The sequence below is a fragment of the Bradyrhizobium sp. BRP56 genome (assembly GCF_020194035.1).
Classification (GTDB): Bacteria; Pseudomonadota; Alphaproteobacteria; order Rhizobiales; family Xanthobacteraceae; genus Bradyrhizobium; species Bradyrhizobium australafricanum.
Genome location: NZ_JADYVV010000016.1, coordinates 59099 through 74854, shown reverse-complemented (window position 1 = coordinate 74854; position 15756 = coordinate 59099). Strand labels below are relative to the sequence as shown.

Genomic DNA, 15756 nt, shown 5'->3' with positions numbered 1-15756 from the left:
GCCGGCATGGACAGGAGCGTTGATGGGACCGAACGCCGGTTGCGCCCGCCGAGCCTGTTCCTGATGCTGGCGGAGGCGCGCGGCGTGCTCGAGCTCAACTCGAGCCTGCTGCTGTTGCCTTTGCTGATGCGGGCGCCGAGAGGCGACGGTCATCCGGTGCTGGCGCTGCCGGGCTTCCTCGCCAGCGACCTTTCGATGGCGCCGATGCGGCGCTATCTGAAGGAGCTCGGCTATGATGCCTATGCCTGGAACATGGGCCGCAATTTCGGCGGGATTTCCAGCAGGCGGGCTGCGCTGCGCGACCTGCTGAAGCGGGTCCATGAGGCGTCCGGGCGCAAGGTCTCGATCATCGGCTGGAGCCTCGGCGGCGTCTATGCGCGCGACCTGGCGTCGCAGATGCCGGAGCTGGTGCGCTCCATCATCACCCTGGGCAGCCCGTTCGCCGACGACATCCGCGCCACCAATGCGACGCGGCTCTATGAGCTGTTGTCCGGCGAAGCTGTCGACGACATCCCGGAAATCCGCGCCGCGATCGCCGGCGACATGCCGGTGCCGACGACCTCGATTTATTCCCGCACCGATGGCATCGTGAACTGGCGGACCTCGCGCGTGCGGCCGTCGGCGACCGCCGAGAACATCGAGGTGCATTTCGCCAGCCATATCGGCCTCGGCGTCAATCCCGCGGCGCTGTGGGCGATTGCGGACCGGCTGGCCCAGCCGGAAGGGGAATTCCGGCATTTTGACCGCTCGGGCCCCTTTGCCATTGCCTACGGGCCGGCAGAACAGGCACTATCCTGACCAAACGACGAGAAGCGCCGCCCACGGCGCCCGCGTAAGTAGGCTCTCGGGAGGAGATCATGAGCGACGCCAAGAAGCTGTCCTCGCTGGACGCATCGTTTCTCTATCTGGAAACGCCGGAAATGCCGATGCATGTCGGCAGCATGGCGATCTTCCGCCTGCCCGACGGCTACAAGGGCGACTTCTTCGAGGAGTTCAAGGCGATGATCGCCTCGCGGCTGCACATCGCGCCGATCCTCAAGGCACGCCTGCAGAAGGCGCCGCTCGACATCGATCACCCGTCCTGGGTCGAGGACGATCAGTTCGACATCGACCGTCACATCTTCCGCGCCAGCCTGCCGGCGCCGCGCGATCGCGCGACGCTGGAGCGTATCGTCGGCTGGATGCACGCCAAGCTGTTGAACCGCGCCCGCCCGCTCTGGGAGTTCTACGTCTTCGAGGGCATGAAGGACAACGAGATCGGGCTCTATTCCAAGATGCACCACGCCTGCATCGACGGCGGCGCCGGCGCGGCGCTGACCAGCATGATCTACGACCTGACGCCGGTGCCGCGCGAGATCGAGCCGCCGAGCGCGAAGAAGGTCGCGCAGGAGCCGCGCGACATCGCGGCCAATCTGATCGATGCCTATCAGCAGCTCTGGACCCAGCCGTTCGAGGCGGCCGCCGCCGCGCAGAAGAGCCTGGAGCTGCCGCGTTCCGGCAAGAGCGACCTCGGCTCGATCCTGTTCGACAACGCCATGTTCCAGATCGAGAGCGCGGTGAAGTTCGCCGGCTCGATGCCGACGGTCATGAAGAGCCTGTCCGACGTCGTCGCCAAGGTCGCCGATCCGAGATCGCGCGAGAGCCTGCAGGCGATGTCCTCGCCGCCGACCATCCTCAACAAGGCGATCTCGTCCGAGCGCAGCTTTGCCGGCACCTCGATCTCGCTGTCACGTGCCAAGGCACTGGCGAAGGCGTCCAGCGGCAAGCTCAACGACGTCGTGCTGGCGCTCGCCTCCGGCGTGGTGCGGCGCTATCTGATCAGCCAGGGCGCGCTGCCGAACAAGTCGCTGACGGCAGGTGTTCCGATCTCGCTGCGCGAGGAGGGCAATGCCGAATCCAACAACCAGGTGTTCGGCATGATCTGCTCGATCGCGACCGACATCGAGGACCCCCGGAAGCGGCTCGAAACCATCATCGCGCAGTCGACCAAGTCCAAGGAGATGTCGCATCCGCTGCGCGCCTTGGTGCCGCAGGTCACCAACATCTCGCTGCTGGGCGCGCCGATCCTGGTGCAGATCCTGGCGCTGCTCTACAGCCGCTCCGACCTTTCCAACGTGCTGCCGCCGGCGACCAACATCACGGTCTCGAACGTGCCGGGGCCGCGGCAGACGCTGTATGCGGCCGGTGCCGAGCTGCTGCACATCTTCCCGGTTTCGATCTCGACCCACGGCGTGGCGCTCAACATCACCGTGCAGAGCTACCGCGATCAGCTCGATTTCGGCTTCATCGTGGGTGCCAACATCATTCCCCACGTGCAGGTGATGTGCGACATGTTGCCGCTCGAGTTCGATGTCCTCGAGGCGGCGTTCGCTCCCCCGCCTGCGGACATCAAGGGCGCAGCCGAATAAGGATCCCTGTCGATGATTGAGATGCCACCGCTGCAGTTCGCCGAGACGAACGGCATCCGCATGGGGTTTTATGAAGCAGGCCCCAAGACCGACACGCCGCCGGTGGTGCTGTGCCACGGCTGGCCTGAACTGGCATTCTCCTGGCGCCACCAGATCAAGGCGCTGGGCGAGGCCGGCATCCGGGTGATTGCGCCGGATCAGCGCGGCTATGGCGCGACCGACCGGCCTGAGCCGGTCGAGGCCTACGACATGGAGCACCTGACCGGCGATCTCGTCGGCCTGCTCGACCATCTCAAGATCGACAAGGCGATCTTCGTCGGTCACGACTGGGGCGGCTTTGTCGTCTGGCAGATGCCGCTCAGGCATCCTGCGCGGGTTGCCGGCGTCGTCGGCGTCAACACGCCGCATTGGGACCGCGCGCCGATGGATCCGATCGCGCTGTTCCGCCAACGCTTCGGCGATCACATGTACATCGTCCAGTTCCAGGATCCGGCGCGCGAGCCCGACCGCATCTTCGGCAGCCGCGTCGAGCAGACCTTCGACGCCTTCATGCGCAAGCCGGTGCCGCGTCCGGCGGATGCGCCACCCGACCAGCCGATCGCCGGCGTCGGCGCCTCGGCGCGGCTCAACCTGGCGTTTCCGCAGATGATCGCGAACTACGACGCCAAGCATGATCCGCGCACGCCGATCCTGTCCGCGGACGAGAAAAAGGTGTTCGTCGACACCTTCACCAGGACCGGCTTCACCGGCGGCATCAACTGGTATCGCAATTTCACCCGCAACTGGGAGCGCTCGGCCGGGCTGGACCATCACGTCCGGGTGCCGTCGCTGATGATCATGGCCGAGAACGACGCGGTGCTGCCGCCTTCGGCCGCCGACGGCATGGAGCGGCTGGTGCCGGACCTCGAGAAGTACCTGGTCAAGGACAGCGGCCATTGGACGCAGCAGGAAAAGCCTGACGAAGTCAGTGCGAAGCTGATCGAATGGCGCAAACGTAGGTTCTGATAGCCGTCATCCTGAGGTGCGCGCCAGCTTTGGCGCGCCTCGAAGGATGAGAGGGACTGGAGCAAGCGGCCATCCTTCGAGACGCGCGCGTTGCGCGCTCCTCAGGATGACGGCGCGTAGCGAGGGGGCACTTCGAAAATGGCGTCCGGCAACAGACTGAGTCCGATTCCGCATCCGCCGACGAAGCCGGTGGTCGGCAACATGCTGTCGCTGGACTCGACCGCGCCGGTGCAGCATCTCGTCAAGCTCTCCAAGGAGCTCGGACCGATCTTCTGGCTCGACATGATGGGCGCGCCGCTCGTGATCGTGTCCGGTCACGATCTGGTCGACGAGCTCTCCGACGAGAAGCGCTTCGACAAGGCGGTGCGCGGCTCGCTGCGCCGGGTGCGCGCGGTCGGCGGCGACGGGCTGTTCACCGCCGACACCAAGGAGCCGAACTGGAGCAAGGCGCACAACATCCTGATGCAGCCGTTCGGCAACCGCGCCATGCAGTCGTACCACCCGAGCATGGTCGACATCGCCGAGCAGCTGGTCAAGAAATGGGAGCGCCTCAACGCCGACGAGGAGATCGAGGTCGTCCACGACATGACGGCGCTCACCCTCGACACCATCGGCCTCTGCGGCTTCGACTACCGCTTCAATTCGTTCTACCGCCGCGACTACCACCCGTTCGTGGAATCGCTGGTGCGCTCGCTCGAAACCATCATGATGACCCGCGGCCTGCCGCTCGAGGGTCTGTGGATGCAGAAGCGGCGCAAGACGCTCGCCGACGACGTCGCCTTCATGAACAAGATGGTCGACGAGATCATCGCCGAGCGGCGCGGCAACACGGCCGCGACCGACGACAAGAAGGACATGCTGGCGGCGATGATGACCGGCGTCGACCGCGCCACCGGCGAGCAACTCGACGACGTCAACATCCGCTACCAGATCAACACCTTCCTGATCGCCGGCCACGAGACCACCAGCGGCCTGCTGTCGTGCACGATCTACGCGCTGCTGAAGCACCCGGAGGTGCTGAAGAAGGCCTATGAGGAGGTCGATCGCGTCCTCGGGCCCGACGTCAATGCGCGGCCGACCTATCAGCAGGTGACGCAGCTCACCTACATCACCCAATGCCTGAAGGAGGCGCTGCGGCTGTGGCCGCCGGCGCCGGCCTACGGCATCGCGCCGCTGAACGACGAGATGATCGGCGGCAAGTACAAGCTGAAGAAGAACACCTTCATCACCATCCTGGTGATGGCGCTGCATCGCGATCCCAGCGTCTGGGGTCCGAACCCCGACGTGTTCGATCCCGAGAATTTCAGCCGTGAGGCGGAGGCCAAGCGCCCGATCAATGCCTGGAAGCCGTTCGGCAACGGCCAGCGCGCCTGCATCGGCCGCGGCTTTGCCATGCACGAGGCGGCGCTGGCGATCGGGATGATCCTGCAACGCTTCAAGCTGATCGACGTGCATCGCTACCAGATGCATCTGAAGGAGACGCTGACGGTCAAGCCGGACGGCTTCAGGATCAAGGTACGGCCGCGCGACGACAAGGACCGCGGCGCGTTCGCCGGCAGCACGGGCGCGGTTGCGGCCGCGCCGAAGGCGCCGCGCGCGCCGACCACGCGTCCCGGCCACAACACGCCGATGCTGGTGCTGTACGGCTCCAATCTCGGCTCCGCCGAGGAATTGGCGACTCGCATGGCCGATCTGTCCGAGATCAACGGCTTCGCGACGCGGCTGGGTCCGCTGGACGATTATGTCGGCAAGCTGCCGGAGGAGGGCGGCGTGTTGATCATCTGCGCCTCCTACAACGGCGCGGCGCCCGACAACGCCACGCAGTTCGTCAAATGGCTCGAGAGCGACCTGCCGAAGGATGCCTTCGCCAAGGTCCGCTACGCGGTGTTCGGTTGCGGCAACAGCGATTGGGCGGCGACCTACCAGTCGGTGCCGCGCTTCATCGACGAGCAGCTCACCAAACATGGTGCGCGCGCGGTCTATCCGCGCGGCGAGGGCGATGCGCGCAGCGATCTCGACGGCCAGTTCCAGAAATGGTTCCCGGAGGCGGCCAAGGTCGCGACCAAGGAATTCGGCATCGACTGGAATTTCACCCGGACCGCCGAGGACGAGCCGCTCTATGCGATCGAGCCGGTGGCGCAGGGTGCGGTCAACACCATCGTGACGCAAGGCGGCGCGGTGCCGATGAAGGTGCTCGCCAACAGCGAGCTGCAGACCAAGGCAGGCGCTCATCCGTCGGAGCGTTCGACCCGGCATATCGAGGTCGAGTTGCCGGCCAGTCTGAAATACCGTGTCGGCGATCATCTCAGCGTGGTGCCGCGCAACGATCCGACTCTGGTCGATTCCGTTGCGCGCCGCTTCGGCTTCCTGCCGGCCGACCAGATCCGTCTGCAGGTCTCGGAAGGCCGCCGCGCGCAATTGCCGGTCGGCAACGCCGTGTCGGTCGGGCGGCTGCTCACCGAGTTCGTCGAGTTGCAGCAGGTCGCGACCCGCAAGCAGATCCAGATCATGGCCGAGCACACCCGCTGCCCGGTGACCAAGCCGAAGCTGATGGCCTATGTCGGCGACGACGAGGCGTCGGCCGCGCGCTATCGCACCGACGTCTTGGCGAAGCGCAAATCGGTGTTCGACCTGCTCGAGGAATATCCGGCCTGCGAGCTGCCGTTCCACCTCTATCTTGAAATGCTGTCGCTGCTGGCGCCGCGCTATTATTCGATCTCGTCGTCTCCGGCCGGCGAGGCGCAGCGCTGCAGTGTCACCGTGGGCGTGGTGGAGGCGCCGGCAAGTTCCGGCCGCGGCATCTACAAGGGCGTCTGCTCGAACTACCTGGCGCGCCGCCGCGCCGGCGACACCGTCCACGCCACCATCAAGGAGACCAAGGCCGGCTTCCGCCTGCCCGACGACAACGCCGTGCCGATCATCATGATCGGGCCGGGCACCGGGCTCGCACCGTTCCGCGGCTTCCTGCAGGAGCGCGCCGCGCGCAGGGCGCAGGGTGCGACGCTGGGGCCGGCGATGCTGTTCTTCGGCTGCCGGCACCCCGAGCAGGACTTTATCTATGCGGATGAGCTGAAGGCGTTCGCAGCCGACGGCGTCAGTGAACTCCACACCGCCTTCTCGCGTGCCGACGGTCCGAAGACCTATGTGCAGCACCTCGTCGCCGCGCAGAAGGACCAGGTCTGGGAGCTGATCCAGAAGGGTGCGATCGTCTATGTCTGCGGCGACGGCGGCAGGATGGAGCCCGACGTCAAGGCGACCCTGATGTCGATCTATCGCGAGCGCACCGGTGTCGACACTGACGCCGCCGCGCGCTGGATCGAGGAAATGGGCACCAGGAACCGCTACGTGCTCGACGTCTGGACAGGTGGGTAGCTGCTTCGTTGTAGCCCGGATGGAGCGAAGCGTAATCCGGGACAGCGTCGCATGCGGGCGGACTGGCCCCCGGATTTCGCTTCGCTTCATCCGGGCTACGGCAGAGGTGCCTGCCATGATACAAACCGCCGCATGATTCCATGGGAAAAGATCGATACCACGCGCATTCCCGGCACCGAGGGTGAATTGCGTCTGATGCGGCGAGGCCGCGAATTCTCGATCATGCTCGGCACCAACGAGCTGATGAACAGCCGCCTGTCGGGCTCGGAAGAGGCGTTGGCGACGCTTGCCGCGAAGAAGATCGAGACCGTCGAACGGCCGCATTTTCTGATCGGCGGCCTCGGCATGGGCTTTACGCTGCGGGCCGCACTCGCCGTGCTCGGGCCCGAGGCGAGAATCGTGGTGGCCGAACTGGTGCCGGCTGTCGTTGCCTGGGCGCGAGGCCCGATGGCGGAGATCTTCGGCGACAGCCTGAACGATCCGCGTGTGAATATCCGGGAGGAGGATGTTGCCAGCGTGATCGAACGCCAACCGCTCAGCTTCGATGCCATCCTGCTCGACGTCGATAACGGGCCTGAAGGTCTCACCCGCAAGGCCAATGACGCGCTGTATGATGTCTCCGGGCTCAAGATCGCACACGCGGCATTGCGGTGCGGCGGCGTGCTTGCGGTCTGGTCGTCCGGTCCGAATGCCAGGTTCCCGAAATCGCTGACCCGGGCCGGGTTCGCGGTCAACGAAATTGCCGTCCGAGCCACCGGCCGGGGCCGCGGTGTCCGCCATGTGATCTGGATCGCGGTCAAGGACTAGCTGCCATCCGGGCGCGCCCGCCAGCATGATCATGCCAGTGGCCGAGCACAAGCCATCGCGATGCTTCAGAACATCGTGTTGTTGTTGGAGGGATTCTCCGGAACGGGCTGCGCCACGTCCCAGTGCTCGACGATCTTGCCGTCCTCGAGCTTGAAGATGTCGACGATCGCGTTGCCGCGGGTGCCGGGCTCGCGCACGGCGTGGACGTGCAGGATCACGTAGTCGCCGTCGACGAATGAGCGCTTGATCTCGCTGTGCGAGTTCGGAAACTTCTCGCGCAGGAAGCCGATGAACTTGCGGAAGCCTTCCGGGCCGTCGGCCGCGCCGGGATTGTGCTGCACATAGCGGTTGCCGACATAGGCGAGCGCCGCGTCGGCGTCCTTCTGGTTCAGTCCCTTCTCGTAGAACGCCAGCACCGCCTTGCGGTTGGCTTCCTGCTGCGTTTCGCTGGCGGCAGCCATTGCCGATGAAGACGCGAGCGCGAGGAGGAGAGCGGCGACGGCTGTCCGTGGCCGGAGAAGGGTCTTCATCTGGTTGCTCCCGGTGGCTGAGCGGTGGATAGCGCTCTCTACAGCGTCCATGCTGCGCCCGGAAGAACGCACTCCTGGCTCACATAGTTACCGGAAGATACCGGAGCCCCGTTCCGATGGAATCGGGACGGGGCTCTCGATTCTGGCTTTGAGGCGTTTTCTTCACGCGAACCGGTATCCACTTCGCTCGAAAACGCTCTGGCCTCACGCCGCCTTCGCCGCCGCGCCATGCGCGTGCTTGTCGATGGCGTCGATGATCTGCGGCCACATCGGAATCGGCAGGGCGTGGCCCATGCCCTCGATCATCACCAGCTTCGCGCCCGGGATCGAGACCGCGGTGTCCTTGCCGCCTTCGGGATGCACCAGCGGATCGATGGTACCGTGGATCACCAGCGTCGGCGCCTTGACGCCGCGCAGGCGCTCCTTGCGGCTGCCGGAGGCGAGGATGGCGCGGAGCTGGCGGCCGACGCCCTCCGGATTGAGGCCGCGCTCGAAAGTGCGCCGCGCGCGTTCGGGATCGAGCGCCTCATCCTCGGGAAACGAGCCGTTGCGCAGGACTTTCCAGGTCTGCCCGAAGCGGACGAAATACTCTTCCTTGCTCTTCGGTGGCGGCGCCATCAGCACTGCGGTCGCCTCGCGGGTCGGGCCCGGGATCTTTGGATTGCCCGTGGTCGACATGATCGAGGTCAGCGAGCGCACGCGCTCGGGGAAGGTGATGGCAACCTCCTGCGCGATCATGCCGCCCATCGAGGCCCCGACCAGATGCGCGGTGCGGATGCCGAGCACATCCATCAGCCCGATCGTGTCCCTCGCCATGTCGGCCAGCTTGTAGGGCGCTGCGACCGGGATCTTCAGGAAGCGGAGCTTGAGCAGTTCGAGCGCGGTCAGCCGCTTGCCGCCGCTCAGGCGGGAGGATTTGCCGATATCCCTGTTGTCGAATCGGATGACGCGAAAACCGCGCGCGGCGAGCTGGCGGCAGAACTCGTCGTCCCAATGGATCATCTGGGCGCCGAGGCCCATGATCAGGAGCAGCGGCTCGGCATTCGCATCGCCAAAAATCTCGTAGCAGATGTCGATGCCATTGGCGCGGATGATCTGCGGCGGCTGATGGGCGAGCGTGGTCACGGGCGTCCCCTGCTGGTGTCGCGGTCAAGAACCTCTATGCCACGGATTGACGCAGCGCAGAAGAGCCTCGGCGTCGCCGGTCGCGCCGCGCAGTTGACCGATCAGCAGCAACAGTGTCGTATGGCAGAAACAAATCGAAGCGCGGCAAGCGCCCGAAATTGGTGTGGAGGAGCGCCGCATGGCCGACAAGGGCAACGACCCTGCCGTGATCTGGCAGACGATGATTGGCGAGATGGAGAAGGGGTTCAACTCCTTCGGCAACCAGCTCATGAGCTCGCCGGAATTTTCCAAGGCGATGAACCAGGCCGGCGGCGTCGCGGCCGGCGCGCAGAAGCAGCTCGGCGAGCTGATGGAGAAATATCTGCTGGCGATGAACCTGCCGAGCCGCGCCCAGCTCGTCGGCATGGCGGAGCGCCTGCAATCGATGGAGAACCAGCTCAACGAGATCAAGACGCTGCTGCAGCAGGTGCACCACAATTCGCTGGCGCCGGACGACGGCCATGGCGCAACGCCGCGGCCACCGCGGACCAAGCAGCCGCCGGCGGAGGGAGGCAGCAAATGAATGCTCCCACCCCCTTTGATTTCGCCTCGATCTCCGAGCGGGTCCAGTCCGAGGTGCAGCGCGCGATCCAGCGCAGCATCAAGGGCGTCGAGTATTTCTCGAGCTCCGGTCCGTCGCTCGGCTCGACGCCGAAAGACGTGCTGTATTCGCGCGGCACCATGAACCTCTATCACTACCGGCCGCTGGCCAGCGAGGTCTATCGCGTGCCGGTGCTGATCGTGATGGCGACCACCAACCGCGGCTACATCCTCGACCTGGTGCCGGGGCAGAGCTTCATCGAATTCCTGCTCAGGCGCGGCTTCGACGTCTACATGCTGGACTGGAGTGCGCCGAAGCCGGAGGAAAAATCGCTGCGCATGGAGGATTACGTCCTCGACTTCATTCCGGAATCGGTCCGCCGCGTGCAGCAGGATTCCGGCGAAAAGGACGTCTCGGTGATCGGCTATTGCTTCGGCGGCGTGCTGTCGCTGCTGTACGGCTCGATCTTCAACGACGGGCCGATGAAGAACCTGATCTGCTTCACCACGCCGATCGATTTCCGCGAGATGAAGCTGTTCTCGAATTTCGCCGACCGGCGTTATTTCGACGTCGACCGGCTGATCGACAGCACCGGCAACATGCCGCCCGAACTGATCCTGCAATCGTTCGACATGTTGCGGCCGGCCGCGCGTGTCGTCGGCCAGATCCAGCTCTGGGACAACATCTGGAACGACGAGTTCGTCAAGTCGTACCGGATGTTCGATCGCTGGGCGACCGACACGTTGCCGCTCGCCGGCGAATATTTCCGCGCCATCACCAAGGACCTGATGTGGGACAACAAGCTCTACAACGACACCATGACCGTCGGCGGCCGCGAGGCGAAGCTTGCCGACATCAAGGTGCCGATCCTGCACGCGGTCGCCGAGCACGACCACATTGTGCCGTATGATGCGGCAAAGCACCTGATCACAAAGATCGGCTCCGAGGACAAGGAGGAGGTGATGCTGAAGGGCGGTCACGTCTCGCTGGTCGCCGGCGCCAATGCAATCAAGCGGCTGTGGCCGAAACTGGACTCCTGGTTGAGCAAAAGATCGACCTAAGAAGGGTCGACTTGAGAGAGATCGACATGACCGAACAACGTTCCTATCCGCGCCGCGTCAAGACCGAGGCGGGCGACATCGAGTTTCGCCTGATGATTCGGGACCACGAGGCCGCGGTGCTTGCCTTCGCGCAAAAGCTGCCGACGCATGATCTCTTGTTCCTGCCGCGCAACATCAGCCAGCCGAAGGTGCTGTCGGCCTGGATCAACGAGATCGAGCGCGGTGACATCACGAGCCTGCTCGCGATCAAGGACGGCAAGGTGGTCGGCTGCGGCACCCTGGTGCGCGATCCGCATTCCTGGTCGCCGCATGTCGGCGAGATCCGGATGGTGGTGTCGCTCGATGTGCGCGGGCAGGGGGTCGGCCGGGCGCTGTCGCAGGAGACCTTCGCCATCGCGCTCGGCGCCGGGCTGGAGAAGTTCTCGGTGCAGATGACCGTCGACCAGCGGGCGGCGATCGCGCTGTTCGAAAGCCTCGGCTTCAAGGCGGAGGCCCTGCTGCGCGACCATGTCCGCGACGTCGAGGGCAAGACCCACGACATTGTCGTGCTGGGGCACAATGTGGCGCAGGTCCGGGCACAGATGGAGGCGTACGGGGTCTCTTACGCGGTAAGCGGTAATTAGAAACCTCTTTCTGCTGGTTCTCTAGGCAATCTGCCGGATCTTCGTGCTGTTCACAGGTTCGTGATATCGCGTCGCAACATCAATGTTGCGGCGCACCATGAGGTGTGTCATAACACCGTTGCCCCGGGCCAAACCGGACGGGGTGAGCCCATAGCTCAAACCTGAGGATGGAGAGACCCCAATGACCACCGAAACCAATTCCGTGCTGAACAGCGTCAAGGAAGCCTTCGCGCCCGTCACCGAGGCGTTCACCAAGCTTCAGAACCTGGAAGTTCCGGAAGCCGCCCGTGAGTTCGTGAAGAAGCAGGCCGAGGCCGCCAAGACCCGCGCTGCCGATGCCTATGCCGGCTCGGAGAAGGTGACCAACGTGATCGAGTCCGCTGTTGCCGGTTCGGTGACCGAAGCCGCCAAGATCAGCCGCAACATCCAGCAGGCGATCTACCAGGACGCCGAGGCGTTCTTCGCCGGTATCGACAAGCTCGCGTCTGCCAAGTCGCTGAGCGAAGCCGCCCAGATCCAGTCGGAGCTGGCCCGTGCGCGTGGCGAACTGTTCGTCTCGCGGGCGAAGGCCACCACCGAATATCTCGGCAAGCTCGTCACCGACGGTGCGAAGACCGCGCAGGACAACTTCGCCAAGGTCTACGGCAAGACCGCCTGATCGCGGCCGCGCTGACCAACTGCCCTTTTCGAAGGCCCGCCATTTTGCGGGCCTTCTTTTTTGCCTCACGGTCGTCATCCTGAGGTGCGAGCCGTCTTCGGCGAGCCTCGAAGGATGGCCGCGAGCGACGGTGCTTGTGGCCATCCTTCGAGGCGCGCAAAGTGCGCGCACCTCAGGATAACGCCTGCGCCTGTGGCGCCTATGTAAACTACCGTTCAGTCGAAGTGCCCATGACCCTTCCCGCCGCCCTCATGGCAACGCCAGTCGACGTCGAACGCGCGGCCGAGCTGCGGCGCGTCAAGTGGCTGGCGACCGGCGTGCTGGCGGCAACCTTCATCATCTTCATCGCAGCGAAAACGCTGCTGCCGGTGCATCCAGTGTTCGGTTTCATCGCGGCATTTGCCGAGGCCGCGACCATCGGCGGCCTCGCCGACTGGTATGCCGTCGTCGCCTTGTTCAAGCGGCCGCTCGGCCTGCCGATCCCGCATACCGCGATCATCCAGAGCAATCAGGCGCGCATCGCCGTGAAGCTCGGCGAGTTCATCGAGAACAACTTTTTGGAATCCGGGCCGGTCGAGGCCAAGCTGCGCGAGATCGATTTCGGTTCGTTCATCGCCGACTGGCTGCGCGACCGCAAACGTTCGGAGGATCTCGCCCGCTTCGTGCTGCGGATGCTGCCCGAGGCGTTCGCGGCGACCGAGAGCTCGGGGTTGATGCAGTTCATCAGCCGCCGCGTCACGACGCAGGTGCTCTCGATCGACCTCGCGCCGCTCGCGGCAGGCGCGCTGCGCGGTTTCGTGCAGGAGGGCAAGCATGGCGGCCTGCTCGACGACATCCTGCGCGTGCTGCACCAGACGCTGACGCAGCAGGAGACCATGGCGGTGATCCGCGACAAGGTCCGCGCCGAGATGCCGACGCTGCTCAGGCTCTATCGTGCCGACAAGTTCGTGGTGAACCGGATCATCGCTTCCGCCACGAAATTCTTTGAGGAAGTGCGCAACGACCCGCAGCATCCGTTCCGCGGCGAGTTCGATCGCATGCTGCTGTCCTTTGTCGACCGGCTCGGCAGCGACAAGGCGTTCGCCGATCGCATCGATGGTCTCAAGCGCGATTTGATGGCGCGGCCGGAGCTGGCCAATCTCGGGCGCACCATCTGGGCCAACGTCAAGGACTTCATCGAACGCAGCGCCTCGGGCGAGTCGCAGGTGCTGCAGCATCAGCTGGCGCGAATGCTGGTCGAGGCCGGCGACGCGCTCGACGGCGACGCCGACCTGCGCGGCGAGATCAATCAGGGCCTGGTGGCGATCCTGCGCACCGTCGTCGCCGAGCAGAAGAGCGGCGTCTCGGGCTTCATCGCCGACCAGATGAAGAGCTGGGACATGGAGCAGCTGATCTCCCTGATCGAGGTCAATGTCGGCAAGGACCTGCAATACATCCGCTTCAACGGCGCGCTGATCGGCGGGCTTGCCGGCCTTGCGCTTTACACGCTGGAATACGCCCTGCGGCTGCTGTGACCGATTGGGCACGAATGTCACTTTAGTTGTGGCAAGTGTGACCTGGACCGCTTGCACGAAAGTGTCCGGTTCCCTAGCTTTTCAGGACAGATTGTTGCGTTGCGGAACGATTCCGCCGGGTTTGAGTCAATCCCGTTGACCCATTCTCGTTGGTCCCATTGCCGGCGGCCCTGCCGGAAGAGGAGCTGAAATGTCCGTTGCTGCGCAGACGCTACGCCCACCGTCCAGGACGCTGATGTTTCTGGAAGGCCGCGCCATTCATGAGCTCGGCGCCTTTCTTGGTGCATTGCCGCTGCTCAGCCTCGCGCCGCGCGGCGATGGGCATCCGGTGCTGGTGCTGCCGGGGCTGATCGCTTCCGACATGTCGACCCGGCCGCTGCGCGACTTTCTCAGGAGCAAGGGCTACGCCGTCAGCGGCTGGCGCCAGGGCCGCAATCTCGGGCTTCGCGCCGGCGTGCAGGACGGGATGGTCGACCTGCTGCAGGAGATGAATGAAACCACCGGCCGCAAGGTCTCGGTCGTCGGCTGGAGCCTCGGCGGCCTCTATGCGCGCCAGCTCGCCAAGATGATGCCGGAGCGCGTGCGCCAGGTGATCACGCTCGGCAGCCCGTTTGCCGCCGGCCCGAAGTCGACCAACGCCTGGCGCGTCTATGAGATGGCCAGCGGCCGGCGCGCCGATGAAGAGGATTCCCGTTTCGGCGGCTCGCTCGCCAGCGCGCCGCCGGTGCCGACCACCGCGATCTTCAGCCGCACCGACGGCGTCTGCGCCTGGCAGGGCTGCCGCGAGCAGGCCTCGTCGATGACCGACAGCATCGAGGTCGAGAGCAGCCATTGCGGCATGGGTCATCACCCGGCCGTGGTCTACGCGGTTGCCGATCGCCTCGCGCAGAAGGAAGGCGAGTGGGCGCCGTTCGATCGCAGCGGCTGGCGCAGCTTGGTCTATCCGGATCCCAATCGCTGACTTGCTTGCCTCGCCCCGCTTGCGGGGAGAGGTCGGATTGCATGAAGCGCAGCGCAATGCGATCCGGGTGAGGGGGAGTCTCCACGAGCGCAACTCGCACCGTGATTGCGGAGAGCCCCCCTCAGCCCGACCTTCTCCCCGCACGCGGGGAGAAGGAGAAGACCCCGCATTGTCGTGAATCGACAAAACGCGCTATGCGTTGGGCATGCCACAGCCGCTTGCCCGCATCGTCGATCAGCTGAAGCGCGAGCCGTCACGCACCGGCTCGATCATCATCACCGTGTTCGGCGATTCCATCGTGCCGCGCGGCGGCTCGGTGTGGCTCGGCACGCTGCTCGAATTCTTCAAGTCGCTCGACATCGACGGCAATGTGGTGCGCACCGCGATGTCGCGGCTCGCCGCCGACGGCTGGCTCGAGCGCAACAAGGTCGGCCGCAACAGTTTTTATCGGCTGAACGCCAAGGGCCGGCAGACCTTCGACACCGCGACCCGGCACATCTACGATCCGCCGCCGTCGGACTGGACCGGCCGCTTCGAGCTGCTGTTGATCGGCAATGCCGAGGACCGCGACGCCGCGCGCGAGGCGTTGAAGAATGCCGGCTTCGGCACCCCGCTGCCCGGCGTGTGGGTTGCGCCGTCCGGCGTTCCGATCCCTGATGAAGCGTCGCGCGCGATCCGGCTCGAAGTCTCCGCGGAAGATGACAGCGGACGCCGGCTGCTCAGCGAGAGCTGGCCGCTCGACCGCACCGCGGACGCCTATCTGAAGTTCATGAAGACGTTCGAGCCGCTGTACGGCTCAATCATCCGCGGCGAGACGCTGAGCGACGCCGACGCCTTCACCGCGCGCATTCTCTTGATCCACCATTACCGCCGCGTCGTGCTGCGCGATCCGCTGCTGCCGTATCAGCTGCTGCCGAAGGATTGGCCGGGCAGGGCGGCGCGCAAGCTCTGCGGCGAGATCTATCGCGGGCTGCTTTCGCCGTCGGAACAATGGCTTGACGACCATGCAACCAACCAGGACGGGCCGCTGCCGAAGCCCAACGGGGCGGTGGCGCGCCGTTTCGAGGGCGCCTGAACATATTACAGAAATGTCTTGCATTTGGAAATTTGTG

General features: G+C 65.1%; 14 protein-coding genes. 12 read left to right on the top strand and 2 right to left on the bottom strand.

Annotated features, from left to right (window positions below; translation table 11 throughout):
* Positions 1-6: 6 nt before the first annotated feature.
* From I6F38_RS14020 to I6F38_RS14000, 5 genes are all read left to right on the top strand, one after another.
* The gene (locus tag I6F38_RS14020) at positions 7-798 is read left to right on the top strand and encodes an alpha/beta fold hydrolase (protein WP_225160749.1); all 792 of its coding nucleotides are present in this window, start codon (positions 7-9) and stop codon (positions 796-798) included.
* Between the two features lie 59 nt (positions 799-857).
* Positions 858-2408, top strand: coding sequence for a wax ester/triacylglycerol synthase family O-acyltransferase (locus I6F38_RS14015; protein WP_225160748.1), 1551 nt, complete (start codon positions 858-860; stop codon positions 2406-2408).
* A gap of 12 nt (positions 2409-2420) precedes the next feature.
* A complete protein-coding gene (locus I6F38_RS14010) occupies positions 2421-3413 on the top strand; it encodes an alpha/beta hydrolase (RefSeq protein WP_225160747.1) in 993 nt (330 codons plus the stop codon).
* Positions 3414-3551: 138 nt separating this feature from the next.
* Positions 3552-6785 (top strand): cytochrome P450, encoded by a 3234-nt coding sequence (locus I6F38_RS14005; RefSeq protein ID WP_225160746.1) that lies wholly within the window; start codon positions 3552-3554, stop codon positions 6783-6785.
* Between the two features lie 132 nt (positions 6786-6917).
* On the top strand, positions 6918-7592 hold the full coding sequence (locus tag I6F38_RS14000; RefSeq protein WP_225160745.1) for a spermidine synthase: 675 nt from the start codon (positions 6918-6920) through the stop codon (positions 7590-7592).
* 65 nt (positions 7593-7657) lie between these two features.
* Here I6F38_RS14000 and I6F38_RS13995 read toward each other — a convergent pair whose 3' ends face one another.
* Both I6F38_RS13995 and I6F38_RS13990 read right to left on the bottom strand, forming a co-directional pair.
* Positions 7658-8122 (bottom strand): nuclear transport factor 2 family protein, encoded by a 465-nt coding sequence (locus tag I6F38_RS13995; RefSeq protein ID WP_225160744.1) that lies wholly within the window; start codon positions 8120-8122, stop codon positions 7658-7660.
* Between the two features lie 204 nt (positions 8123-8326).
* On the bottom strand, positions 8327-9247 hold the full coding sequence (locus I6F38_RS13990; RefSeq protein ID WP_225160743.1) for an alpha/beta hydrolase: 921 nt from the start codon (positions 9245-9247) through the stop codon (positions 8327-8329).
* Between the two features lie 178 nt (positions 9248-9425).
* Here I6F38_RS13990 and I6F38_RS13985 point away from each other — a divergent pair, with 178 nt between their 5' ends.
* The 7 genes from I6F38_RS13985 (at position 9426) to paaX (ending at position 15719) form a co-directional block, all read left to right on the top strand.
* Entirely contained in the window at positions 9426-9809 is a 384-nt protein-coding gene (locus tag I6F38_RS13985; protein ID WP_057017659.1) for a hypothetical protein, read from the top strand.
* Positions 9806-10888: an alpha/beta fold hydrolase gene (locus I6F38_RS13980; RefSeq protein WP_092083259.1), complete on the top strand. Its 1083-nt coding sequence runs from the start codon at positions 9806-9808 to the stop codon at positions 10886-10888. The genes I6F38_RS13985 and I6F38_RS13980 overlap by 4 nt, the downstream gene beginning before the upstream one ends.
* Before the next feature lie 26 nt (positions 10889-10914).
* The gene (locus I6F38_RS13975; protein WP_225160742.1) at positions 10915-11511 is read left to right on the top strand and encodes a GNAT family N-acetyltransferase; all 597 of its coding nucleotides are present in this window, start codon (positions 10915-10917) and stop codon (positions 11509-11511) included.
* A 181-nt stretch (positions 11512-11692) separates the two neighbouring features.
* A complete protein-coding gene (locus I6F38_RS13970; RefSeq protein WP_028331816.1) occupies positions 11693-12169 on the top strand; it encodes a phasin in 477 nt (158 codons plus the stop codon).
* Positions 12170-12399: 230 nt separating this feature from the next.
* Positions 12400-13683, top strand: a complete 1284-nt coding sequence (locus I6F38_RS13965; RefSeq protein WP_225160741.1) for a DUF445 domain-containing protein — start codon at positions 12400-12402, stop codon at positions 13681-13683.
* A 190-nt stretch (positions 13684-13873) separates the two neighbouring features.
* Positions 13874-14644, top strand: coding sequence for an alpha/beta hydrolase (locus tag I6F38_RS13960; protein ID WP_225160740.1), 771 nt, complete (start codon positions 13874-13876; stop codon positions 14642-14644).
* Positions 14645-14849: 205 nt separating this feature from the next.
* Positions 14850-15719: a phenylacetic acid degradation operon negative regulatory protein PaaX gene (paaX, locus tag I6F38_RS13955; protein WP_225160739.1), complete on the top strand. Its 870-nt coding sequence runs from the start codon at positions 14850-14852 to the stop codon at positions 15717-15719.
* Positions 15720-15756 lie beyond the last annotated feature (37 nt).

Excerpts from the sequence above, each read along its gene's own strand:
- I6F38_RS14015 (WP_225160748.1), top strand. The coding sequence starts at position 858 with ATGAGCGACGCCAAGAAGCTGTCCTCGCTGGACGCATCGTTTCTCTAT.
- I6F38_RS13960 (WP_225160740.1), top strand. The coding sequence starts at position 13,874 with ATGTCCGTTGCTGCGCAGACGCTACGCCCACCGTCCAGGACGCTGATG.
- I6F38_RS14005 (WP_225160746.1), top strand. The coding sequence starts at position 3,552 with ATGGCGTCCGGCAACAGACTGAGTCCGATTCCGCATCCGCCGACGAAG.
- I6F38_RS13975 (WP_225160742.1), top strand. The coding sequence starts at position 10,915 with ATGACCGAACAACGTTCCTATCCGCGCCGCGTCAAGACCGAGGCGGGC.
- I6F38_RS13985 (WP_057017659.1), top strand. The coding sequence starts at position 9,426 with ATGGCCGACAAGGGCAACGACCCTGCCGTGATCTGGCAGACGATGATT.
- paaX (WP_225160739.1), top strand. The coding sequence starts at position 14,850 with ATGCCACAGCCGCTTGCCCGCATCGTCGATCAGCTGAAGCGCGAGCCG.
- I6F38_RS14020 (WP_225160749.1), top strand. The coding sequence starts at position 7 with ATGGACAGGAGCGTTGATGGGACCGAACGCCGGTTGCGCCCGCCGAGC.
- I6F38_RS13970 (WP_028331816.1), top strand. The coding sequence starts at position 11,693 with ATGACCACCGAAACCAATTCCGTGCTGAACAGCGTCAAGGAAGCCTTC.
- I6F38_RS14010 (WP_225160747.1), top strand. The coding sequence starts at position 2,421 with ATGATTGAGATGCCACCGCTGCAGTTCGCCGAGACGAACGGCATCCGC.
- I6F38_RS13980 (WP_092083259.1), top strand. The coding sequence starts at position 9,806 with ATGAATGCTCCCACCCCCTTTGATTTCGCCTCGATCTCCGAGCGGGTC.
- I6F38_RS13965 (WP_225160741.1), top strand. The coding sequence starts at position 12,400 with ATGACCCTTCCCGCCGCCCTCATGGCAACGCCAGTCGACGTCGAACGC.
- I6F38_RS14000 (WP_225160745.1), top strand. The coding sequence starts at position 6,918 with ATGATTCCATGGGAAAAGATCGATACCACGCGCATTCCCGGCACCGAG.
- I6F38_RS13995 (WP_225160744.1), bottom strand. The coding sequence starts at position 8,122 with ATGAAGACCCTTCTCCGGCCACGGACAGCCGTCGCCGCTCTCCTCCTC.